This is a genomic window from Nonomuraea phyllanthi, from assembly GCF_006334985.2.
GTDB lineage: Bacteria > Actinomycetota > Actinomycetes > Streptosporangiales > Streptosporangiaceae > Nonomuraea > Nonomuraea phyllanthi.
In genome coordinates, this window is record NZ_VDLX02000003.1 from 576,690 (window position 1) to 602,466 (window position 25,777).

A 25,777-nucleotide genomic window follows, 5' to 3' on the forward strand; every position below is an offset into this window, starting at 1 on the left:
TCTATCCTGACCCGTGAGAAATGGAGGTGAACGAGTTGCTGGAAATCGCAGGACTCGCAAAGCGTTACGGTGACAGGGAAGTGCTGCGCGGTGTCGACCTGACCGTACGCGCCGGGCAGGTCCTCGGCCTGCTGGGAGCCAACGGCGCGGGAAAGACGACCATGGTGTCGATCTGCGCGGGGCTCAGGTCGGCGGACGGCGGGAGCGTTCACGTCGCCGGGATCGACGTGGCCCGTCACACCGGCAGGGCCCAGGCCCGCATGGGCATCGCGCCGCAGGCGCTCGGGGTCTACCCGACGCTGTCGGTGGCGGAGAACATCGCGCTGTTCGCGCGGCTCGCCGGCATGAAGCCGGCGGAGGTGCGCGCGCGGGTGACGGAGGTCGCCCGCCTGATGGGCCTGGACGACCGGCTCGGTGTCAAGGCCGAGGTGCTGTCCGGCGGTCAGAAGCGCCGGCTGCACACCGGGATGGCGATCGTGCACCGCCCGGACGTCCTCTTCCTCGACGAGCCGACGGTCGGAGCGGACGTCCAGTCGAGGTCCGGCATCCTGGACGTCGTGCGCGACCTGGCCGCCTCCGGGAGCGCGATCGTCTACACCACCCACTACATGACCGAGCTGGAGCAGCTCGACGCCGACATCGCCGTGCTGCACGACGGCCGGATCGTGGAGTCCGGCTCCATCGACGAGCTGGTGCAGCGGCACGCCACCGCGTCCGTGCGGCTGAGGTTCGAGGGCGACGCCCCGGCCGAGCCGCCGTCCGGCTGGGAGGCGGAGGGCGAGCTGCTGGTCTCCACGCTCGCCGCGGCCAACCCCGGCCCGGCGATCGCGCAGGTGCTCGCGGAGCTCGGCGAGGACGCCAACCGGCTCAAGGGCATCGACCTGGAGCGGGCCAGCCTGGAGTCCGCCTACAGAGCCATCACCGGTGACACCTCCAGGAAGGAGGAGCTCGATGTTGTCGCGGCGTAGCCTCGTCATCGCCCGTTCGGGGCTCAAACTGGTGCTCACCGACCCGGCGCCGATGGTCACCACCATCGCGATGCCGCTCCTGCTGGGCGCCTTCCTCATCCCCAACGCCCGCGCCACCCTGCGCCTGCGCGGGTTCGCCAACGCCACGGGAGCCGAGTACGTCATCCCCGGCATGGCCGTCCTGTTCGCGTTCTTCGGCATCACGATGATCGGCACCCTGTTCTTCCGCGAGCACGCGTGGGGCACCTGGGACCGGCTGCGCGCCAGTTCCGCCACCACGGCCGACCTGCTCGTCGGCAAGCTGACCCCGCTCTACCTGTGCTACCTGGTGCAGATGGCGGTGCTGTTCGGGCTCGGCTACCTGCTCTTCGGGTTCCGCGTGACCGGCTCGATCATGGGGCTCGCGCTGCTGGTGCTGGTGCTCGTCCTGGTGCTGGTCGCCTTCGGCGCCATGCTGGTGGCCGTCTTCTCCACGATGGACCAGGCGCTGACCGTGGGCAGCCTGCTCGGCATGGTCATGTCGGGCCTGGGCGGCGCGCTCGCCCCGTCCAACACGCTGCCGGAATGGTCGCAGGCGATCGCGCACTTCATGCCGCCGTACTGGGCGCTGGAGGGGCTGCGGAAAGTCAGCCTGGAGCACGGCACGCTGAGCGACGTCACCACCAACCTGCTCGTGCTGGGCGTTTTCGCGGTGATATTCGCGGGCGTCGCCACGTTCCGGTTCAACGCCAGCGACGCGAAGGTGGGGAACACCTGAATCGCATTCATGTGCAAGGGCCCGGCACCGCCGGGCCCTTTTTCGTGCCCGGGGTGGGGCCGACGGCCATTAGGGGCCTATTAGGGGAACGGAAAACAATCCCCGGTTTATAGCATTTTCTCGCGGCTGTCCGGATGAACAGCCTGGTCCGCTTTGGCCGTGCACCCGAATACGGAGTAGTGATGGCGACAGCAGAAAGCAACGCGCCGCGCGGCATCCGCCGCGGGGAGAGGCCGGCCCGGCTCCCCCTTTCCTTCGCGCAGGAGCGCCTGTGGTTCCTGGAGCAGCTGGTTCCCGGCACGGCCGTGCAGAACGTGCCGCTGGCCGCCCGGTTGCGCGGCCCGCTCGACGTCTCCCTGCTGCGCGCCGCGCTCGGCATCGTGATCCGCCGGCACGAGGTGCTGCGCACCGTCTTCGTGACCGAGGGCACGGGGCCCGAGCAGCGGGTCCTGGCCGAGCTCGACCTGCCGCTGGAGACGGCCGACCTGAGCGGGGAGGACCCCGCCGTCCGGGAGGCCGCCTGCGCGGACCTGCTGGCGCGCCGCGCCGGCGAGCCGTTCGACCTCGGGACCGGGCCGCTGATCCGCGCCACGCTGGTCCGCACCGCCCCCGACGACCACGTGCTGCTGCTGGTGATCCACCACATCGTGGCCGACGGCTGGTCCGTGAGCGTGCTGCTGACCGAGCTGTCGGCCATCTGCGCCTCGCTGCACGCGGGCGGCGGCGACCCGCTGCCCCCGCTGACCGTCCAGTACGCCGACTTCGCCCTGTGGCAGCGCGAGCGCCTGGCCACCGGCGGCTACGACCGGGACCTCGCCTACTGGAAGCAGCGCCTCGGCGCCACCCTGCCCGTGCTGGAGCTGCCCATGGCACGGGCCGCCGCCCCCGGCGAGTTCACCGGCCGGGTGCTGACCCGCGAGCTGAGCCCCGAGCTGTCCGAGGCGGTCGAGCGGACCAGCCGCCAGGAGCACTGCACGCCGTTCATGACGCTGCTGGCCGCGTACGTGACCCTGCTGCACCGGCACAGCGGCGAGAACGCCCTGGTCGTCGGCACGCCGATCGCCAACCGCAACAACCTGGACACCGAGCAGCTGATCGGCTTCTTCGTCAACACGCTCGCGCTGCGCTTCGACGTCGACCCCCGCCAGAGCTTCCGCGACCTGCTCAAGCAGGTCCGCAAGGTCGCCATCGGCGGCTTCGCCCACCAGGACCTGCCGTTCGAGAAGCTGGTGGAGGAGCTCAGGCCGGAGCGCCGGGTCAGCCAGGCCCCGCTGTTCCAGGTCATGTTCGTGCTGCAGAACGCGCCCAGGCAGCCGTTCGAGCTGCCCGGCCTGGAGATCAGCGCGGTGGACGTGCACAACGGCACCGCCAAGTTCGACCTGCTGCTGTCGGTGTGCGCGCGCGACGGCCGGCTCTTCGCCACGTTCGAGTACGACGCGGCCAAGTTCGACGAGGACACCGTCGGGCGGCTGCTCGACCGCTACCGCACGCTGCTGGAGTCGATCGTCGAGGACCCGGGCGCCACCCTGTCGGCGCTGCCGATGACCCCTCCCGAGGAGCGCGCCGAGCTGCTGCGCAACGGCCGCGCCAGGGCGAGCTTCCCCGCCGGCGCCTGCCTGCACGACCTGTTCGCCGAGCAGACCGCCCGCACCCCGAACAACATCGCCGTCACCTTCCAGGGCCGCCACCTCACCTACGCCGAGCTGGACGCCCTGGCCGAGGACCTGGCCGCCCGCCTGCACGCGGCCGGCCTGCGCGACGGCGGGCGCGTCGGCCTGTTCCTGGACCGGTCGCTGGACACGGTCGTCGCCATCGTCGGCGTGCTCAAGGCCGGCGGCGTGTACGTGCCCATGGACGCTGCCTACCCCGCCTCCCGGCTGCGGGCCATCGTCGAGGACGCGCGCCCGGACGTCATGCTCACCCAGCGGCCCATGCTCGACCGGCTGCCCGCCTGCCCCGGCACGCTCATCTGCGTGGACGAGCCCTCCCCGCGGGTGGAGGCGCCGTACTTCCCCGTCCCCGGCGACCCCGACTCCGGCGCGTACGTCATCTACACCTCCGGCTCGACGGGCCGGCCGAAGGGCGTGCTGATCAGCCACCGCAACGTGGTCCGCCTGTTCGAGTCCACCGAGGCCATGTTCGGCTTCGGCGAGAGCGACGTGTGGACCCTGTTCCACTCCGCCGCCTTCGACTTCTCGGTCTGGGAGCTGTGGGGTGCGCTCCTCTACGGCGGCCGGGTGGTCGTGGTCCCCGCCGACGTCGCGCGGGCGCCCGAGACCTTCTACGAGCTGGTCGCCGCCGAGGGCGTGACCGTGCTCAACCAGACCCCGTCGGCCTTCGTGCACTTCGCCGCGGCCGACGCCCAGCGCCCCGGCTCCGAACTTGCGCTCCGGTACGTCGTCTTCGGCGGCGAGGCGCTGGAGCCCGGCTCGCTGCGCCAGTGGATCGCCCGGCACGGCGACGACCACCCCCGCCTGATCAACATGTACGGCATCACCGAGACCACCGTGCACGTCACCTACCGGCCCATCACCGCGGCCGACATCGACCAGCCGGGCCGCAGCCCGATCGGCGCCCCGCTGCCCGACCTGGAGCTGTACGTCCTGGACGAGCACCTGGCCCCGGTGCCGTACGGCGTGACCGGCGAGCTCTACGTCGGCGGCGCGGGGCTGGCCGCCGGCTACCTCGGCGCGGTGGACCTGACCTCGCAGCGCTTCGTGCCGCACCCGTTCGCCGCCACCGACGGCGCCCGCCTCTACCGCAGCGGCGACCTGGCCAGGGTGACGCCCACCGGCGACATCGAATACCTGGGCAGGGCCGACCACCAGGTGAAGATCAGGGGCTTCCGCATCGAGGCCGGCGAGATCGAGGCAGGGCTCCTGGCGCACCCCGGCGTCTCGGCCGCCGTGGTCACGCCGCACACCGCCGCCGACGGCGACAGGAAGCTCGTCGCCTACGTCGTGGCCGACCCGGCAGCCCTCCCCGACGACGACGTCACCGCCACCGACGGAGCCTCGCAGGAGCAGGTCGGCGAGTGGGAGCTGGTCTTCGACGGCATGTACGGCTCCACCCGCGAGGGCCTGGCCGACGACTTCGTCATCACCGGCTGGAACAGCAGCTACACCAACGAGCCGATCGCGGCGGAGGAGATGGCCGAGTGGGTGAGCGCCACCGTCGACGGGATCCGGGCGCTGGAGCCCCGGCGGGTCCTCGAGATCGGCTGCGGCACCGGCCTGCTGCTCCAGCGGCTCGCCCCGCACGCCGACGACTACTACGGCACCGACCTGTCGGGCGGCGCCCTCGCCTCTCTCAGCAGGCGGCTGACCAGCGACAACGTCACCCTGCTGCACCAGGCCGCCGACGTGATGGACGGCCTGCCCGCCGGCCACTTCGACACGGTCGTGCTGAACTCCGTCGCCCAGTACTTCCCCGACGTGCACTACCTGACGGACGTGCTGGTCCGCACCGCCGGGACCGTCGCCCGCCCGGCCACCCTGTTCGTCGGCGACATCAGGGACCTGCGCCTACTGGAGGCGTTCCACCTGTCGATCGAGCTGTTCCGCGCCGAGGACTCGATGCCGCTGTCGCGGCTGCGCCGGCAGATCGCCCGCCGCATGCAGGAGGAGGACGAGCTGCTGTGCGACCCGCGCTACTTCCACGCGCTGCACCGCCTCATCCCCGACCTGGCCGGGGTGGAGATCCTGCTCAAACGCGGCAGGCACCGCAACGAGATGAGCTGCTTCCGCTACGACGTCCTGCTGCACCTCGGCGAGCGGCCCGAGCGCGGCACCGGCACGCGCCTCGACTGGAACGCCGACCGGCTCGACGCCGCCCGCCTCGACCGGCTGCTCGCCAGTGGCGCGCCCCTCACCGTCGGCGGCATCCCCAACCCGCGCGTCGCCACCGAGCTGCTGGCCCTTGACCTGCTCGACGCCGCCCAGCCCGAGGCCACGGTCATCGACCTGCGCAGGGAGCTGGAGCGGGCCGGGCTGGACGGCGGCGGCATCGAGATCGAGGACCTGCACGACCTGGCCGCGCGGCACGGTTACGAGCTGCGCACCGTCGCGCACCCCGACCTGCCCGGCGCGTACGACGCCGAGCTCGTCCCGGCCGGCACGTCCCGCACCGCCACGGCCGCGGCCACGCGCTGGGAGGCGGGCCTGGCCGAGCCGCACCACTACGCCAACGACCCGCTGCGGGCACGCAGGCGCCGCAACCTGGTGCCGGGGCTGCGCTCCTTCCTGAAGGACCGGGTCCCGCACTACATGGTGCCCTCCGCGTTCATCGTCCTGGACGAGCTGCCGCTGACCCCCAACGGCAAGGTGGACCGGCAGGCGCTGCCGCATCCCGACGCCGAGCGGGCCGTGCAGCACCACGCCTACGTCGCCCCGCGCACCCCCACCGAGCGCGCCGTGACCGAGCTGTGCGCCGCCACCCTCGGCATCGAGCGGGTCGGCGTGGACGACAACTTCTTCGAGCTGGGCGGCCACTCGCTGCTCGCCACCCAGCTCGTGTTCCGGCTGCGCGACGAGCTCGGCGTCGAGCTGCCGCTGCGCGTGCTGTTCGATTCGCCGACCATGGCCGGCATCGCCGCCGCGATCGACGCGGGCACCGACGGCACGGCCGGCGGCGCCGCGGACGAGGACCTGGCCGCCGAGGTGGGCACGCCCGCCGACATCCGGCCGGCGGCCGAGGTCGTCACCGTCGCGGCCGACCCGGCCACCGTCCTGCTGACCGGGGCCACCGGCTTCCTCGGCGCGTTCCTGCTGCGCGAGCTGCTGCGCCGTACCCGGGCCGAGGTGGTGTGCCTGGTGCGCGGCCGGGACGAGGAGGACGCGGCCGAGCGGCTGCTCGGCACGCTGGAGCGGTACGGCGTCCGGGACGAGCCGGGCGTGTCCGGGCGGGTGAGCGTGCTCGTCGGCGACCTGGCGGCGCCGCGCCTCGGGCTGACCGCCGAGCGCTACGACCACCTGGCACGCACCGTCGACGCCGTCTACCACTCGGGCGCGAGCGTCAACCTCGTCTACCCGTACTCCGAGCTGAAGGCCCCGAACGTCACCGGCACCGAGGAGATCCTGCGGCTGGCCGCCGCGCACCGCACCGTGCCCGTGCACTACGTCTCCACGATCGGCGTGTTCGGCGCGCCCCCGGCCGACGGCGTGGCGATCAGGGAGGACGACGTCACCGGCCCGCCGCGCGGGCTCGGCACCGGCTACACGCGCAGCAAGTGGGTGGCCGAGGAGAACGTCAGGATCGCCAGGGAACGCGGCCTGCCGATCTCCGTGTACCGGCCGTCCAGGATCGCCGGCGACTCCTCGACCGGCGCGTGCCAGAGCGACGACTTCCTGTGGCGCGTGCTCAAGGGCTGCGTCCAGGCCGAGGCGACGCCCGCCGGCGCCGAGATGCTGGTGGACCTGGTGCCCGTCGACTACGTCAGCTCCGCCGTCGTGGCGCTCTCGCGGTGGGAGCCCGCCGGCCGGGCCTACCACCTGACGAACTCGGGCGACCGCGTCCGGCTGTCGGAGGTGTTCGAGCACCTGCGCTCGTTCGGGTACGCGCTGCCCGAGCTGCCCTTCCAGGACTGGGGGCGCATCGTCGCCGCCGACCCTGACAACGCCGCCTACCCGCTGCTCGGGGTGCTCGGCGACGCGCCCGCAGGCGGGCTCGGGGACCTGGCGTTCGACGCCGCGAACACCGAGCGCGGCCTGTCCGGCACCGGCGTCGCGGTGCCCGCCATCGACCGCGAGCTGTTCGCCACGTACGTGGCCTACTTCGTCCGGTCCGGCTTCCTGCCCCCGCCCGACGGGACGGCCGCCGAGAGCGGCATCGACATCGAAGGAGCGACCCGCTGATGCGCGACTCCGCCGCCGCCCGCCCCACCCCGCCCGCCCCCGATCTCGACGACGTCGCCGCGCGGTCGGGGCAGGCGGTCGCCATCGTCGGGCTGGCCTGCCGCCTGCCCGGATCCCCGTCCGTCGCCGCCTTCTGGCGCCTGCTCCGGGACGGCCGCGACGCCATCACCGACGCGCCGCCCGGCCGCTGGGACGCCGGCCAGGTCACCATCCGCAGGGGCGGATTCCTGGACGAGGTGGACGCCTTCGACGCCGCCTTCTTCGGCATCGCGCCGCGCGAGGCGGCCGCCATGGACCCGCAGCAGCGGCTCGTGCTGGAGCTCACCTGGGAGGCGCTGGAGGACGCCGCCATCGTGCCGGGCGACCTGCGCGACAGCCGTACCAGCGTGTTCATGGGCGCCATGAACGGCGACTACGCGACCCTCGCCGGCGGCCTGGACGAGATCACCCCGCAGACCCTCGCCGGGCTCACCAGGGGCATCATCGCCAACCGCGTCTCCTACACCCTCGGGCTGCGCGGCCCCAGCCTCACCGTCGACTCGGCGCAGTCGTCCTCGCTGGTCGCCGTCCACCTGGCCTGCGAGAGCCTGCTGCGCGGCGAGTCCTCCCTGGCGATCGCCGGCGGCGTCAACCTCAACCTCACCCCCGAGGGCACGCTCGCCGCCTCCCGCTTCGGCGGCCTGTCGCCCGACGGCCGCTGCCGCACCTTCGACGCCGCCGCCGACGGGTACGTGCGGGGCGAGGGCGGGGCCGTCGCCGTCCTCAAGCCGCTCGCCGCCGCCCTGGCCGACGGCGACGACGTGTACGCCGTCATCCTGGGCAGCGCCGTCACCAACGACGGGGCCACCGACGGGCTCACGTCGCCCAGCCCTCAGGCACAGGCCGACACCATCAGGCTCGCCTGCGCGCGGGCCGGCGTCCCCGGCACGGCCCTGCGGTATGTCGAGCTGCACGGCACCGGCACCCGACTCGGCGACCCCGTCGAGGCGGCCGGCCTGGGGCTGGCGACCTCCGACGGACGCGAGTCGGAGCTGGTCGTGGGCTCGGCCAAGACCAACGTCGGGCATCTGGAGGGGGCGGCCGGCATCGTGGGGCTGGTCAAGACGGCCCTGTCGGTCCGGTACGGGCAGATCCCCGCCAGCCTCAACTTCGAGACGCCCAACCCGGACATCCCCTTCGATGAGCTGAAGCTCCGCGTGCAGACCGCCCTCGGGCCGTGGCCGGGCGGAGATCGGGTGGCGGGGGTGAGCTCGTTCGGGATGGGCGGCACCAACTGCCACGTGGTGCTGGGCGACCTGCCCGCAGGGCGTCCGGGCGCCGGTGCGGCGGACGGTGCGGCGGATGGGGCGGCGGCGCCCGTGACGCTGTGGCCGATCTCCGGCAAGGGCGAGGCGGCGCTGCGCGGGCAGGCCGCTCGGCTGCGGGCGCACCTCGACGAGGACGGCGCTGAGCACCCGACCGCCTCGGTGGGGTACTCGCTGGCGACCACCCGCGCCGCCTTCTCCCACCGCGCCGTGATCGTGGCCGGCACCCGCGAGCGGTTCACCCAGGCGCTCGACGCGCTCACCCGGGGCGAGCCGTCCCCGGACGTCGCGCGCGACCGGGCCGGCGACGGGCGGGCCGCGTTCCTCTTCTCCGGCCAGGGCAGCCAGCGCCCCGGCATGGGCCGGGACCTGTACGCCGCGTACCCCGTGTTCGCCGACGCCGTGGACGAGATCACCGCCCACTTCGACGCGGGCCTGCGCGAGGTGATGTTCGACGACGGATCCGGCCTGCTCGACCAGACGGCGTACACGCAGACCGCGCTGTTCGCGTTCGAGGTGGCGCTGGCCCGCCTGGCCGGGCACTGGGGGCTGCGGCCCGCGTACCTGATGGGCCACTCGATCGGGGAGATCGCCGCCGCGCACGTGGCGGGCGTGCTCACCCTGCCGGACGCCTGCGCGCTGGTGGCCGCCCGCGGCCGCCTCATGCAGGCACTCCCCGCCGGCGGCGCGATGGTCTCCCTCGCCGCCACCGAGGACGAGGTGCGCCCCCTCCTCACCGGCGGCGCCGACATCGCGGCCGTCAACGGGCCGAACTCCGTCGTCGTGTCCGGCGACGAGGACGCGGTGGCCGCCATCGCCGCCCACTTCGACGCGGCCGGCCGCAAGACCAGGCGGCTGCGGGTCAGCCACGCCTTCCACTCGCCCCGCATGGAGCCCATGCTCGCCGAGTTCGCCGAGGTCGCGGGCGGGCTGTCGTACGCGCCGGCGCGCATCCCGCTCGTGTCCAACCTCACCGGCCGCCTTGCCGGCGACGAGCTCGGCACCCCTGACTACTGGGTCCGCCACGCGCGCCAGGCCGTCCGCTTCCACGACGGCGTACGAGCCCTCGCCGCCCTGGGGGCCGGCACGCTCGTGGAGGTCGGCCCCGACGGCGTGCTGTCCGGCATGGCCCAGCACTGCCTGCCCGGGGACGGGGACGCCCCCGCGTGCGTCCCGCTGCTGCGGCGCGGCCGGCCCGAGCCGGACAGCGCCCTCATGGGGCTGGCCCGCGCGTACGCACGGGGCTGCGACGTGTCGTGGGATGCGGTGTTCGAGGGGCAGGACGCCCGGCGAGTCAAGCTTCCGACGTACGCCTTCCAGCGCACCCGCCACTGGGTCTCCCCGGCCGCCCCCGGCTCGCGCCTGGAGGGCCAGTCGCCGGTCCGGGCAGCCGCAGGCGGGCCGATTCCTTCGGAGGAGCAGGCTCCTTCCGAGCACCAGGCTCTTCCGGAGCGGCAGGCTGCTTCGCAGGAGGGGACTCTTCCGGAGCGGCAGGCTGCTTCGGAGGAGCGGCCTCTTTCGGAGGAGCAGGCCGTACGGGTGGTGCGGCAGTGCGCCGCCGCCGTTCTCGGACACGCCTCCGCCGAGTCGGTCGACCTGGACCTGACGTTCAAGGACCTGGGATTCGACTCGTACAGCACCGTCGAGTTCCGCGACCAGCTCAACGCCGCGACCGGCCTCAGCCTCCCCGCCACCCTCCTGTACAGCTACGCGACGCCGAGAGCGGTCGCCGGCCACCTCAGCTCGGCCGCACCCCGCCCCACTGACGACCCGGGCGTCACCGCGTCCGACGAGCCGATCGCCATCGTGGGCATCGGCTGCCGGTTCCCGGGCGGGGTGTCCTCGCCGGAGGACCTGTGGCGGCTGGTGGCCGGCGAGGTGGACGCGGTCGGGGCGTTCCCCGCCGACCGGGGCTGGGACCTGGAGGGGTTGTACGACCCGGACCCGGATCATGCGGGTACGTCCTACGTCCGCGTGGGCGGGTTCCTGGGGGACGCCGCCATGTTCGACCCCGCGTTCTTCGGGATCAGCCCGCGTGAGGCGCTCGCCATGGACCCGCAGCAGCGGTTGCTGCTGGAGACGGCGTGGGAGGCGATCGAGCGGGCCGGGATCGACCCGCTGTCGCTCCGGGGCAGCCGCACCGGCGCCTTCGTCGGCGCCGTCACCTCCGACTACGGACCTCGCCTGCACGAGGGCACCGAGGGCGCCGACGGCTACCTGCTGACGGGGACGTCGGCGAGCGTGGCGTCGGGGCGTCTGTCGTATGTGTTCGGGCTTGAGGGTCCGGCGGTGACGGTGGACACGGCGTGTTCGTCGTCGCTGGTGGCGCTGCACCTGGCGGTTCAGGCGTTGCGGAGCGGGGAGTGCTCGCTGGCGCTGGCCGGGGGCGCCATGGTGATGGCCAATCCCGGCATGTTCGTGGAGTTCAGCCGGCAGCGGGGGCTCGCTCCTGACGGTCGGTGCAAGGCCTTTTCGGCGGCTGCCGATGGGACGGGGTGGGCTGAGGGTGTCGGGTTGCTGCTGGTGGAGCGGCTGTCCGATGCCGAGCGCAACGGGCATCAGGTGCTGGCCGTGGTACGGGGTTCCGCGATCAATCAGGACGGGGCCTCCAACGGGTTGACGGCGCCGAACGGGCTGTCCCAGGAGGGGGTCATTCGCCAGGCGCTGGCGAACGCGGGGTTGTCGGCTTCGGAGGTGGATGCGGTCGAGGCCCATGGGACCGGCACGGCGCTGGGTGATCCGATCGAGGCTCAGGCGCTGCTCGCTACCTATGGGCAGGGGCGTGAGGAGCCGTTGTGGCTGGGGTCGTTGAAGTCGAACATCGGTCATGCGCAGGCGGCTGCGGGTGTCGGCGGTGTGATCAAGATGGTCATGGCGATGCGGTACGGGGTGCTGCCCAAGACGCTGCATGTGGATGAGCCGTCGCCGCATGTGGACTGGGCGTCGGGCGCGGTGGAGTTGCTGACGGACGCTCGTGAATGGCCCGGGACGGATCGGCCTCGGCGGGCGGCGGTGTCGTCTTTTGGGATCAGCGGCACGAACGCCCACGTGATTTTGGAGGAGGGCCAGCAGCCGGTCGAGATGTCGGTTGAGGGTGTCGTGCCGTGGGTGCTGTCGGCGAAGTCGGAGGCGGCGCTGCGGGTTTCGGCCGAGCAGTTGGCCGGGGTCGAGGCGGATCCGGCCGGGGTCGGGTTGGCGTTGGCCAGGCGTTCGGTGTTCGAGCATCGGGCGGTCGTGGTGGGTGGCGGGCTGGAGGAGTTGCAGTCTGGTGTGGCGGTGCCGGTTGGGTCGGTGGGGGTGTTGTTCACCGGTCAGGGTGCGCAGCGGGTTGGGATGGGTCGTCAGTTGGCGGCTCGGTTCCCGGTGTTCGCGCGTGCACTGGATGAGGTGTGCGGGGAACGTCTGCGGGCGGTGATGTTCGGCGACGACACCACGGCAGACCTGAATGACACCGAGTGGGCGCAACCGGCGTTGTTCGCTTTCGAGGTGGCCATGTATCGGCTGCTCGAATCATTCGGCATCGCACCGAAGATCCTGGTCGGTCATTCGATCGGGGAGATCGCCGCTGCTCATATCGCCGGAGTCCTCGACCTGGACGATGCGCTGGCGTTGGTGACTGCGCGCGGCCGGTTGATGCAGCAGCTCCCGTCTGGTGGCGCGATGGTGGCTGTCGAAGCCGCCGAGGCCGAAGTCGAGCCCCTGCTGGAAGGGTTAGTGGGCGTCGCGGCGGTGAATGGGCCGCGCGCGGTGGTGGTCTCCGGCGAGCAGGGTGCGGTGGAGCGGATCGCCGCTCACTTCCAGGAGTTGGGTAGACGGACTCGGCGGTTGCGGGTGAGTCACGCCTTCCATTCGCCGTTGATGGAGCCGATGCTGGCCGACTTCGCCCAGGTCGTGGAGGGCTTGACCTTCCGCGAGCCGGCCGACGACTTCATGCTGGTCTCCACGGTCACCGGGCAACCCATCGAGCCAGGGGAGTGGTCCACTCCGCAGTACTGGGTGGAGCATGTGCGTCGCCCGGTCCGCTTCGCCGACGCCCTGACCGCAGCACAGGCGGACGCCTGGGTAGAGGTCGGCCCGGATGGGGTGCTGACCGCGCTGGCTGATGCCTGCCTGACCGACCCGGTGCCGTTGGCGGCGCTCTCCCGTAAGGGCCAGGACGAGGTAGTGGCCCTGATCAGCGGGTTGGGCCGGTTGTGGACAGCGGGAGGCCACGTCGACTGGCGGCCGTTCTTCCTCGAAGGCGTCACCGCGAGCGTGGACGTGCCGACGTATCCTTTCCAGCGTCAGCGTTACTGGCTGGAGTCCTCGGCCGGACGGGCGGATCTGTCGTCGGCCGGCCTGACCGCACCCGGGCACCCCTTCCTGACCGCCACAACCCCGCTGGCCGACGGTGACGGTCACCTGTTCACCGGGACGGTCTCTCTCGACACCCACCCCTGGCTGGCCGACCACGCCATCATGGCCGTGCCGGTCATGCCTGAAGCGGCGCTGGTCGAGCTGGCGTTGTTCGCGGGTGACCAGGTTGGTTGTCCTCGCATCGGCCGGCTCACCGTCGAGGAGCCTCTGCTTCTCCCCGAGCATGGCGGCGTCCGCATCCAGGTCAGGATCGGCCTGAGCGACGAGCCGGACGGCCGTACGATCACCATTCACGCCCAAACCGGTGACGCCGAATCCGGCTGGACGAGGCATGCCCACGGCCGGCTGACCGGCAAAACAGCGGTCACGACACCAGACCTGACGGTGTGGCCGCCGAAGGGCGCCGCGCCGGTGCCCGTCGAAGGCGTCTACGACTCGCTGGCCGAGCAGGGGATCGACCTCGGGCCCGCATTCCAGGGGCTCACGGCGGTGTGGCGCCAGGGCGGGACAACCTACGCCGAGGTGCGCGTACCGGATGGGGACCAGAACTTCACCCTCCACCCCGCCGGCTTGGACGCCGCTCTGCGAGCCCGCACCGACGAGTCGGGCATCGCCTGGCGTACGTCGTGGACGGGTGTTTCGATCGGCGCTGTCGGCGCCACGGCCCTGCGGGTTAGGCACACCCCCTCGGGCGAGATCACGATCGCCGACCACACGGGCGCGCCGGTGGCGACGATCGACTCGGTGGCCACGACGTCCCTTCAGCTGTCCGCGTTCAAGCCCGTCGCGAAAGACGGCTCCCTGCTCGCACTCGACTGGGTTCCTGTGGCGGTGCCTGAGCGGGTGGAGCGTGGTGCGTGGGCGGTCATGGACGATCCGGTCCTGGCTGAGGTGCTGGGCGCAGGGTCGTCTGATGCTCTGGATGTGGTGTTCGTGTCCGCCCCCGACGGGGATCCGTTGGGTGCGGTGACGGAGGTCCTGTCGAGGGTTCAGGCGTTCCTGGCCGAGGAGCGGGACTCGCGGCTGGTGGTGCTGACCGCTGGAGGGTTGGCGGGGGCGTCGGTGTGGGGGTTGGTGCGGGCGGTTCAGCTGGAGCACCCAGGCCGGATCGTGCTGGTCGACTGGGACGGTGACGTCGTCGGGCTGGCGGGGGCGCTGGCCACGGGTGAAGGCCAGCTGGTGGTTCGTGATGGCGCGGTGCTGGTGCCGAGGCTGGGCCGGGCATCGGCGCAGGCTGAGGGCGGGCCGGTGTTCGATCGTGAGGGCACGGTGTTGGTGACCGGCGGCACGGGTGGGCTTGGTGGTGTGGTGGCCGAGCATCTGGTGGCCTCTTATGGGGTGGGCCGGTTGGTGCTGGTCAGCCGCCGTGGTGAGGGCACCCCCGAGTTGCGGGAGCGGTTGGAGGCGGCCGGGGCGCGGGTGGAGTTCGCCGCCTGCGATGCCTCCGACCGTGATGCGCTCGCCCGCGTGGTCAACACGATCCCCACCGAGCACCCGCTGGTGGGTGTGGTGCATGCGGCCGGCGTCCTGGATGACGCCGCGGTCGAGAACCTCACCCGGGAACGGGTGGAGCGGGTGTGGGCGGCCAAGGCTCAGGCGGCGTGGAACCTGCACGAGCTGACCACCGACCTCGATCTGTCCGCATTCGTGCTGTTCTCGTCGGTGGCCGGCGTCGTGGGCAGTGCCGGACAGGCCAACTACGGTGCCGCCAACGCCTTCCTGGATGCTCTGGCCGAGCACCGCCGGAGCCTGGGTCTGCCGGCGACGTCGCTGGCCTGGGGGCTGTGGGCCGACGGCATGGGAGCGAATCTCACCCAGGCCGACCTCGCGCGATGGTCGCGCCTCGGCGTGGCGCCCATCTCACGCCAGGAAGGGCTCGCACTCCTGGACGCCGCGCTCCGCCGCCCCGAACCGGTGCTGGTCCCCGTACGGCTCGACCTGGCGGCTCTTCGCGCCCACGGTGTGATCCCACCGATCCTGCGAGGCCTGGTCCACGTTCCCAGGCGCCGCAAGGCCGGTCCAGCGGCCCCGGCCTCCACGCTCGCACAGCGCCTGACAGCTCTCCCGGAGGGGGAGCGGGCGGCGCACCTGCTCGACCTCGTACGCGCGCAGGTCTCCCTCGTCCTGGGCCATGCCACGCCGGAGACCATCGACCCCGGGCGGGCGTTCAAGGACCTCGGCTTCGACTCGCTCACCGCCGTCGAGCTGCGCAACCGCCTCGCCGCGACCTCCGGTCTGAACCTGCCCAGAACACTCCTGTACGACTACCCGACCCCGAACGCCGTGGTCGAATACCTCCTGTCGGAGTTCCCCGGCGCGCGTACGGAGACCACTGCTGAAACCCGCACCGCGACGGACGAGCCGATCGCCATCGTGGGCATCGGCTGCCGCTACCCCGGCGGGGTGCGTTCGGCGGAGGACCTTTGGCGGCTCGTGCTGGCCGAGACCGACGCGATCGGCGACCTGCCCACCGACAGAGGGTGGGACATTGACGCTCAGTACGACCCCGACCCTGACAAGGTCGGCACCTTCTACGCCAAGACCGGCGGCTTCCTGTACGACGCGGCCGATTTCGACGCGGAGTTCTTCGGGATCAGCCCGCGTGAGGCGGTGGCGATGGATCCGCAGCAGCGGTTGCTGCTGGAGACGGCGTGGGAGGCGGTCGAGCGGGCCGGGATCGACCCGGCGACGTTGAGAGGCACGGACACCGGGGTCTTCGTCGGCGCCGCGCCTCAGGACTACGGGCCTCGCCGCGACGCGGTGCCGGACGGTGTCGAGGGCTATCTGCTGACGGGGACGTCGGCGAGTGTGGCGTCGGGGCGTTTGTCGTATGTGTTCGGGCTGGAGGGGCCGGCGGTGACGGTGGACACGGCGTGTTCGTCGTCGCTGGTGGCGCTGCATCTGGCGGTTCAGGCGTTGCGTAATGGAGAGTGCTCGCTGGCGCTGGCCGGGGGCGCCATGGTGATGGCGACCACCAACACGTTCGTGGAGTTCAGCCGGCAGCGGGGGCTTTCTCCCGATGGTCGGTGCAAGGCGTTCTCGGCGGCTGCCGATGGGACGGGGTGGGCTGAGGGTGTCGGGTTGCTGCTGGTGGAGCGGCTGTCCGATGCCGAGCGCAACGGTCATCAGGTTCTCGCCGTCGTTCGAGGGTCGGCGGTCAATCAGGATGGCGCTTCCAACGGGCTGACGGCTCCCAACGGGCCTTCGCAGCAGCGGGTGATCCGGGCTGCGCTGGCGGGTGCTGGGTTGTCGGCTTCGGAGGTGGATGCGGTCGAGGCGCACGGCACTGGTACGGCGCTGGGTGATCCGATCGAGGCTCAGGCGCTGCTCGCCACCTATGGGCAGGACCGCGTCGAGCCGCTGTGGCTGGGGTCGTTGAAGTCGAACATCGGTCATGCGCAGGCGGCTGCGGGCGTCGGCGGTGTGATCAAGATGGTAATGGCGATGCGGCACGGGATACTGCCCAAGACGTTGCACGCTGACGAGCCTTCACCGCACGTGGACTGGGCCTCTGGCGCGGTCGAGCTACTGACCGAAGCTCGCGAATGGCCGCAAACAGGTCGCCCCAGGCGGGCTGCCGTGTCGTCGTTCGGCGTCAGCGGCACGAACGCCCACGTGATCCTGGAGGAGGGCCGGCACCCGGTCGAGACGTCGGTTGAGGGTGTGGTGCCGTGGGTGCTGTCGGCCAAGTCGGAGGCCGCGCTGCGTGCTTCGGCCGGGCAACTGGCGGCGGTGGAGGCTGACCCGGCCGGGGTCGGGCTCGCGCTGGCCAGGCGTTCGGTGTTCGATCACCGGGCGGTCGTGGTCGATGGCGAGCTGGAGAATCTGCAGCCGAGCCTGGCGGTGCCGGTTGGGTCGGTGGGGGTGTTGTTCACCGGTCAGGGGGCGCAGCGGGTCGGGATGGGTCGTGAGCTGGCGGCTCGGTTTCCGGTGTTCGCGCGGGCGCTGGATGAGGTGTGCGGGGAGTCGTTGCGGGCGGTGATGTTCGGTGATGACTCCTCGGCGGATCTGGATGACACAGAGTGGGCGCAGCCGGCGTTGTTCGCTTTTGAGGTGGCGATGTATCGGCTGCTCGAATCATTCGGGGTCGCGCCGAAGGTTCTGGTGGGGCATTCGATCGGGGAGATCGCCGCCGCTCACATCGCTGGAGTCCTCGACACGGAGGATGCGCTGGCGTTGGTGTCGGCGCGTGGCCGGTTGATGCAGCAGCTTCCGTCTGGTGGCGCGATGGTGGCTGTCGAAGCCGCCGAGGCCGAGGTGGAGCCCTTGCTGGAAGGGTTAGTGGGTGTTGCGGCGGTTAATGGGCCGCGTGCGGTGGTCGTCTCCGGCGAGCAGGATGCCGTGGAGCAGGTCGCCCGGCACTTCCAGGAGTTGGGCAGGCGAACCCGGCGGCTGCGAGTCAGCCACGCCTTCCATTCGCCGTTGATGGAGCCGATGCTGGCCGAGTTCGCCCAGGTGGTGGAGGGTCTGTCCTTCCACGATCCGGCCGACGATTTCATCTTGGTTTCCACAGTCACCGGGCAACCCATCGAGCCAGGAGAGTGGTCCAGTGCGCAGTACTGGGTGGAGCACGTGCGCCGCCCCGTTCGTTTCGCAGATGCGCTGGTGGCTGCTCAGGCGGATGCCTGGGTGGAGGTCGGCCCGGATGGGGTGCTGACCGCGCTCGCCGATGCCTGCCTCACTGACCCCACGCCTCTGGCGGCGCTCTCTCGTAAGGGCCAGGACGAGGTAGTGGCTCTGATCGGCGGGTTGGGTCGGTTGTGGACGGCGGGTGGCCATGTCGATTGGCGGCCGTTCTTCCCTGAGGGTGTCACCGCGAGTGTTGAGGTGCCGACGTATGCGTTCCAGCGGCAGCGCTACTGGATCGACGCCCGCGGTGACACCTCCATCCTGACCACCATGACCGAGCTGGCCGACACCGACACGGTGATCTTCATCGGCCGCCTGTCCACCCGTGCCCACCCCTGGCTCACCGACCACGTCATCTCCGGCACCACCCTCCTCCCCGGCACCGCACTACTCGACCTGGCACTACAAGCAGCCGGCCAGACCGGCTGGCCTGAGGTGGAGGAGCTGATCCTCCACGATCCGCTGCTCATCCCCGAACGCGGCGACGTGACCCTCCAGGTCACCGTGGGCACGCCCGACGACGACGGCGAGTACCGTCCGATCACGATCCACTCGCGGAGCGACCAGGGCTCCTGGGTGCGGCATGCCGCCGGCTCGCTCGCCCGCCGTGACAGCGTCCCGTCGTTCGCCCTCGATGTGTGGCCACCCGCCGGAGCGGTGCGGATCGAGATGGACGACCCGTACGGGGTCCTCTCCGGACGCGACTACCAGTACGGGCCGGCGTTCCAGGGCTTGCGGGGCGTCTGGCGGCATGACGAGGACGTCTACGCCGAGGTGGTGCTCCCCGACGGGCAGGATCCGCAGGGCTTCGGCGTGCACCCGGCGCTGCTGGACGCCGCGCTGCACCCGCTGGCGCTCAGGCTGGCCGGCATCGGCGAGGACGATTCGCGCGTGCTGCTGCCGTTCTCCTGGTCCCAGGTCAGCCTGCACGCCGAGGGCGCGACGGCGCTGCGGATCAGGATCGCGGTGACCGGCGGCACCGAGGTCCGCCTCGACGTCGCCGACCACACGGGCGCGCCGGTCATGTCGGCCGGATCGCTCGCGCTGCGCCCGGCCGGGTCCGGGCAGCTCGCGCCTCCGACGGCCGCCTCCGGAGACCTCCTGTACGAGGTCGACTGGGTCCCCGTCGAACGTCCCGAAAAGCACGCGCCGGTGTGGATCGAGCGGGCCGAGGACCTGTCCACGCTGCCGGAGCCCGTACCTCCCGTCGTGATGGCCAGGTGCGAGCCGGGAACGGAGGGATCGGCGGCCGAACGGGCGCACAACGCCGCACGGCAAGGGCTTGCCCTGGTGCGGGCCTGGCTCGCCGACGATCGCTGCGCGGACTCCCGCCTGGTCCTGGTCACCAGGAACGCGGTCGCCGTACCCGGACATGACGGGACGGATCCGGCGTCGGCCGCGCTGTGGGGGCTGGTCCGGTCGGCGCAGAGCGAGCATCCGGGACGCTTCGGACTCCTCGACCTCGACGGCGGCGAAGCGGCGGCGGCCGTTGCGGATGAGCCGCAGATCGCCCTGCGCGACGGCACCGCGTACGCCCCCCGCCTCGCCCGCACGGCCGCGCCCCAGAAGGCGGCGCCGGAGTGGAATCCCGACGGCACGGTGCTGCTCACCGGCGGCACGGGCGCGCTCGGTGCGCTGCTCGCGCGGAGGCTGGTGGAGCTGCACGGCGTACGGCATCTCGTCCTGGCGGGCAGGTCGGGCCCGGCGGCACCGGGCGCCGCGGAGCTGCGGGACGCGCTCGCCGAGCTGGGCGCCGAGGTCACCCTGGCCGCGTGCGACGCCGCCGACCGCGAGGCACTCGCCGCGCTGCTCGCGGACATCCCCGCCGAGCACCCGCTGACCGCGGTGGTCCACCTGGCCGGCGTCGTGGACGACGGGGTGGTGGCCGCGCTGACCGACGAGCGGCTGGACGCGGTGCTGCGCCCGAAGGCCGACGCCGCCTGGCACCTGCACGAGCTGACCGCCGACCTGGATCTGTCCGCGTTCGTGCTGTTCTCGTCGGCGGCGGGCACGGTCGGTACGGCGGGCCAGGGCAGCTACGCCGCCGCGAACGCCTTCCTGGACGCCCTCGCCGCCCACCGGCACGACCTGGGCCTGCCGGCCACGTCCCTGGCCTGGGGCCTGTGGGCCGGCGGCATGGGGGCCAGGCTGCACGACGCCGACCGGGCACGGCTGCGGCGGGCCGGGATCGGCGAGCTGTCCCCCGAGGACGGGATGGCGCTGTTCGACCTCGCCCTCGACTCCGACCGGCCGGCGCTCGTTCCCGCACGCCTCGACCTGGCGGCACTGCGCGCCCAGGAGACCGTGCCCGCCCTCTTCCGGCGCCTCGTACGGCCCCGCCCCCGCCGCATCACCGGAGCCGGAGTCGGAGCCGCGGCGGGCCGGACCGGAACACTCGCCGAACGCCTGGCCGCGCTGCCGGTCGAGGAGCAGACGCGCGAGCTGTCCGAACTGGTCGGCACGCAGGTCGCCCTGGCCCTCGGGTACGCCGGGAGCGGACCGGTCGACGTCGGCAAGGCGTTCAAGGACCTCGGGTTCGACTCGCTCAGCGCCGTGGACCTGCGCAACCGCCTCAACGCGGCGACCGGCCTGCGGCTGCCCAGCACGCTGCTGTTCAACTACCCCAGCCCGGCCGCGCTCGTCGAGCACCTGCGCGGCGAACTGCTGGGCGTGACCGCCCCCGCCGCGCCGCCCCGGCCCGAGGCCAGGGACAGGGCCGACGAGCCGATCGCGATCGTCGGCATCGGCTGCCGGTACCCGGGCGGGGTCGGCTCCCCGGAGGACCTGTGGCGGCTGGTGACGGACGGGACCGACGCCGTCTCTGCGTTCCCCGCCGATCGCGGATGGGATGTGGAGCGCCTCTACCACCCCGACCCCGACCATTACGGGACGTCCTACGCACGGGGCGGCGGCTTCCTGCACGACGCGGCCGACTTCGACGCCGCGTTCTTCGGGATCAGCCCGCGTGAGGCGCTGGCGATGGATCCGCAGCAGCGGTTGCTGCTGGAGACGGCGTGGGAGGCGTTCGAGCGCGCCGGCATCGACCCGGCGGCGTTGCGCGGCTCGCGTACCGGGGTGTTCACCGGGGTCATGTATCACGACTACGGCTCCCGGGTGGGACAGGCGCCCGACGGGCTGGAGGGGTACCTGGTCAACGGCAGCGCGGGAAGCGTGGCGTCCGGGCGCCTGTCGTACGCCTTCGGGCTGGAGGGTCCGGCGGTGACGGTGGACACGGCGTGCTCGTCGTCGCTGGTGGCGCTGCATCTCGCGATCCAGGCGTTGCGTAATGGCGAGTGCTCGCTGGCGCTGGCCGGTGGGGTGACCGTGATGGCCACGCCTGCCGTGTTCGTGGAGTTCAGCCGGCAGCGGGGGCTTGCTCCTGACGGTCGGTGCAAGGCCTTTTCGGCGGCTGCCGATGGGACGGGGTGGGCTGAGGGTGTCGGGTTGCTGCTGGTGGAGCGGCTGTCCGATGCCGAGCGCAACGGTCATCAGGTTCTCGCCGTGGTGCGGGGGTCGGCGGTCAATCAGGACGGGGCTTCCAACGGTCTGACGGCTCCCAACGGGCCTTCGCAGGAGCGGGTGATCCGAGCCGCGCTGTCCAGTGCCGGGCTGTCGGCTTCGGAGGTGGATGCGGTCGAGGCGCACGGCACCGGAACGACGTTGGGGGACCCGATCGAGGCTCAGGCGCTGCTCGCTACCTATGGGCAGGGGCGTGAGGAGCCGTTGTGGTTGGGCTCTTTGAAGTCGAACATCGGTCATGCGCAGGCGGCTGCGGGTGTCGGCGGGATCATCAAGATGGTCATGGCGATGCGGCACGGGGTGTTGCCGAAGACGCTGCATGTGGATGAGCCGTCGCCGCACGTCGACTGGGCGTCGGGCGCGGTCGAGCTACTGACCGAGGCTCGCGAATGGCCGGAGACGGGTCGTCCCCGGCGGGCTGCGGTGTCGTCGTTCGGAGTCAGCGGCACGAACGCGCACGTGATCCTGGAGCAGGGTCCGGTTCCGGTGGAGACCTCGGTTGAGGGTGTGGTGCCGTGGGTTCTCTCCGCCACGTCCCGGGAGGCGTTGCTCGCTTCGGCTGAGCGGCTGGCCGGGGTGGAGGCTGACCCGAGTGCGGTGGGGCTGGCGTTGGCCAGGCGTTCGGTGTTCGAGCATCGCGCGGTCGTGGTCGGTGCTGAGCTGGAGGATTTGCAGCCGAGCCTGGCGGTGCCGGTTGGGTCGGTGGGGGTGTTGTTCACCGGTCAGGGGGCGCAACGGCTGGGGATGGGTCGTGAGCTGGCGGCTCGGTTTCCGGTGTTCGCGCGGGCGCTGGATGAGGTGTGTGGAGAGCGTCTGCGGGCGGTGATGTTCGGTGATGGCTCCTCGGCGGATCTGGATGACACCGAGTGGGCGCAGCCGGCGTTGTTCGCTTTTGAGGTGGCGATGTTTCGGCTGCTCGAATCGTTCGGGGTCGCTCCGAAGGTTCTGGTGGGGCATTCGATCGGGGAGATCGCCGCCGCTCACATCGCCGGAGTCCTCGACGTGGAGGATGCGCTGGCGTTGGTGTCGGCGCGTGGCCGGTTGATGCAGCGGCTTCCGTCTGGTGGCGCGATGGTGGCTGTCGAAGCTGCCGAGGCCGAGGTGGAGCCCTTGCTGGAAGGGTTAGTGGGTGTTGCGGCGGTTAATGGGCCGCGCGCGGTGGTCGTCTCCGGCGATGAGCATGCGGTGGAGCGGATCGCCCGGCACTTCCACGAGTTGGACAGGCGGACCCGGCGGTTGCGGGTGAGTCATGCGTTCCATTCGCCGTTGATGGAGCCGATGCTGGCCGACTTCGCCCAGGTGGTGGAGGGCTTGTCCTTCCGTGAGCCGGCTGAGGCATTCACCGTGGTGTCCACCGTCACCGGGCAACCCGTCGAGCCCGGGGAGTGGTCCACTCCGCAGTACTGGGTGGAGCACGTGCGCAGTCCGGTCCGCTTCTCCGATGCGCTGGTGGCTGCTCAGGCGGATGCCTGGGTGGAGGTCGGCCCGGATGGGGTGCTGACCGCGCTGGCCGACGCGTGCCTGACCGACCCCACGCCCCTGGCGGCGCTCTCTCGCAAGGGCCAGGACGAAGTAGTGGCCCTGATCAGCGGGTTGGGTCGGTTGTGGACCGCAGGTGGCCACGTCGATTGGCGGCCGTTCTTCCCCGAAGGCGTCACCGCGAGCGTTGAGGTGCCGACGTATCCGTTCCAGCGCCAGCGTTACTGGCTGGAGTCCTCGGCCGGGCGGGCGGATCTGTCGTCGGCCGGCCTGACCGCACCCGGGCACCCCTTCCTGACCGCCGCAACCCCGCTGGCCGGCAGCGACGGTCACCTGTTCACCGGGACGGTCTCCCTCGACACCCACCCCTGGCTGGCCGACCACTCGATGCACGACGACGTGGTCCTCCCCGGTGCCGCGTTCGTCGAGCTGGCGCTCAGCGTGGCAGAGCACGTCGGCTGCGCCGGGGTGGAGGAGCTGACCTTGGAGGCCCCGCTCGTCCTCCCTGACAAGGCCGTACTGGCGGTGCAGGTCAGCGTCGGAGCCGAGGACGAGCACGGTGGCAGGCCGCTGACCGTGCACTCGCGCGGCCAGGACGCTGACTGGACCCGCCACGCGAGCGGAACCCTGACCTCGGCACCTCCGGAGGAGGCGCGCGATCTGACCGCGTGGCCTCCGGCAGGAGCGACGCCCGTGCCGGTCGACGGACTCTACGAGCGGCTCGCCGACTCCGGTTACGGGTACGGTCCCACGTTCCAGGGACTGCGGGCGGCCTGGCGGCGCGGTGCGGAGCTGTTCGGCGAGGTGACGCTGGACGAGCAGGGCGACCAGGACGGTTTCCGCCTGCACCCGGCGCTCATCGACGCGGCCCTGCACCTGCAGCTCCTCGAGGACGCCCCCGTACGGATGCCCTTCACCTGGACCGGCGTCTCCAGCGTGGCCTCCCGCGCCAGGCGGATGCGCGTGCGGATCGCCGAGCTGGGCCAGGACACGATCGCCCTCACCCTGGCCGACGAGACGGGCCTCCCCGTGGCCACCGTCGAGTCGCTGGTGTCGCGGGCCTCGTCACCAGGGCAACGCCGCCACGAGAACCTGTACCACGTCGCCTGGACCCCGATCGCCGTACCCGAGGCCGCCCCGGCGGGACGGTGGGTGGTCCTGGGCGGCGAGCTGCTGGACGTGAAGGGCGTGGAGCTCGCCCGCCACGCCCGCCTCGGCGAGGTCCCGGGGGCAGACGTCATCGTCGCCACCTGCACGGACCGGCGCGCGCCGACCGCCTCCGGCGTGCACGAGGTCACCGCCCAGACGCTCGCCCTCGTACGGGACTGGCTCGCCGAGGACAGGTTCGCCACGTCGCGGCTGGTCCTGGTGACGCGCGGCGCGCTCGCGGTCATGCCCGGCGAGGACGTTCCCGGTCTGGCGCAGGCCACGCTCTCCGGTCTGGTCCGTTCCGTCCAGGCCGAACACCCCGGACGCGTCGTCCACGTGGACATCGACGGGTCGCAGGCGGCGCCGCTGGCCGCGGCCGTGGCCACGGGCGAACCGCAACTCGCGGTCCGCCAGGGGAGCGTCTACGCGCCCCGCCTGTCCCGTGGGGTGCCCCAAGCGGCGGAGGCGTTCGCGGGTGAGTGGGACCCGGAGGGGACCGTGCTCGTCACCGGCGCCACCGGCACGCTCGGGCGGCTGGTCGCCCGGCACCTGGTCGCCGCCCGTGGCGTACGGAACCTCCTGCTGCTCAGCCGGCGCGGCGCCGCGGCCGACGGCATGGCCGAGCTGCGGGAGGAACTGGCCGGGCTCGGCGCGACGACGACGGTCGCCGCCTGCGACGCGGCGGACCGCGACAGCCTCGCCGCGGCGCTCGCCGCCGTCCCGGCCGAGCACCCGCTGACCGCGGTGATCCACGCCGCCGGCGTGCTCGACGACGGCGTGGTCGAATCTCTTACCGAGGAACGGCTCGCCCGGGTCCTGCGCCCCAAGGTGGACGCCGCGCTGAACCTGCACGAGCTCACCCGCGACCTGGCCGCGTTCGTCCTGTTCTCCTCCACGACGGGCACGATGGGAGGGCCCGGGCAGGCCAACTACGCGGCGGCCAACACGTTCCTCGACGCCCTCGCCCATCACCGCCGCGCTCTCGGGCTGCCCGCGACCTCGCTGGCGTGGGGCCTGTGGGCCGGCGGCATGGGGGCCAAGCTGCACGACGCCGACCTGCGGCGCATCGAGCGGGCCGGCATCAAACCGCTCTCCTCGGAGGAGGGCCTGGCCCTGCTCGACGCCGCCCTCGCCGCTCCCCACCCCCACCTGGTGCCAGTACGGCTCGACCCGGCGGCCGTACGCGCCCAGGGCGAGATCCCGGCGCTGCTCAGAGGCGTCGTCAAAGCCGCGCCACGCCGCCCCGAGCGGTCGTTCCGCGACCGGCTGGACGCCCTGCCCGCCCAGGAGCGGTACGCCGCGCTGCTCGAAGCCGTCAGAGCCCAGGTGGCGGGCGTGCTCGCGCACGCCGACCCGGCCGCCGTGGCCGACGACATGGCGTTCTCCCGCCTCGGCTTCGACTCGCTCACCGCGGTCGAACTGCGCAACCGGCTGAACGGCGTCACCGGGATCCGGCTGCCCGCCACCCTGCTGTTCGACTACCCGAGCCCGGCCGCGCTGGCCGGGCACCTGCTGGAACTCATCCATCCGCCAACCGCCGAGACCGCCGAGGCCGACGAGGCGGAGATCCGCCGGGCGCTGTCGTCCATCCCGATCCACCGCCTCCGCGCGGCCGGGCTGGCCGAGACGCTGCTGCGCCTGGCGGGCGACACCGACGACGCCGCAAACCCCCGTACGACGGCCACGGACGAGGACATCGACGCGATGGACGTCGACCACCTCGTCCAACTGGCGCTCGAATCGTGATCCGGTCGGGAATCTGGA

Annotated in this window: 4 protein-coding genes; all 4 read left to right on the forward strand. The window is 72.2% G+C overall.

Annotated features, from left to right (window positions below; all coding sequences use genetic code 11):
• The first annotated feature begins 35 nt into the window (after nt 1–35).
• The 4 genes from FH608_RS11415 (at nt 36) to FH608_RS52565 (ending at nt 25,759) form a co-directional block, all read left to right on the forward strand.
• The gene (locus FH608_RS11415; protein WP_226899304.1) at nt 36–968 is read left to right on the forward strand and encodes an ABC transporter ATP-binding protein; all 933 of its coding nucleotides are present in this window, start codon (nt 36–38) and stop codon (nt 966–968) included.
• Nucleotides 952–1,725, forward strand: a complete 774-nt coding sequence (locus FH608_RS11420) for an ABC transporter permease (protein ID WP_139630383.1) — start codon at nt 952–954, stop codon at nt 1,723–1,725. The genes FH608_RS11415 and FH608_RS11420 overlap by 17 nt, the downstream gene beginning before the upstream one ends.
• A gap of 182 nt (nt 1,726–1,907) precedes the next feature.
• Nucleotides 1,908–7,577 (forward strand): non-ribosomal peptide synthetase, encoded by a 5,670-nt coding sequence (locus FH608_RS11425; RefSeq protein ID WP_193318355.1) that lies wholly within the window; start codon nt 1,908–1,910, stop codon nt 7,575–7,577.
• Entirely contained in the window at nt 7,577–25,759 is an 18,183-nt protein-coding gene (locus tag FH608_RS52565; protein WP_226899306.1) for a type I polyketide synthase, read from the forward strand. The genes FH608_RS11425 and FH608_RS52565 overlap by 1 nt, the downstream gene beginning before the upstream one ends.
• Nucleotides 25,760–25,777 lie beyond the last annotated feature (18 nt).

Bases quoted from the DNA above. Each gene is read 5' to 3' on its own strand.
- FH608_RS11425 (WP_193318355.1), top strand. From the start codon at position 1,908: ATGGCGACAGCAGAAAGCAACGCGCCGCGCGGCATCCGCCGCGGGGAG.
- FH608_RS52565 (WP_226899306.1), top strand. From the start codon at position 7,577: ATGCGCGACTCCGCCGCCGCCCGCCCCACCCCGCCCGCCCCCGATCTC.
- FH608_RS11420 (WP_139630383.1), top strand. From the start codon at position 952: ATGTTGTCGCGGCGTAGCCTCGTCATCGCCCGTTCGGGGCTCAAACTG.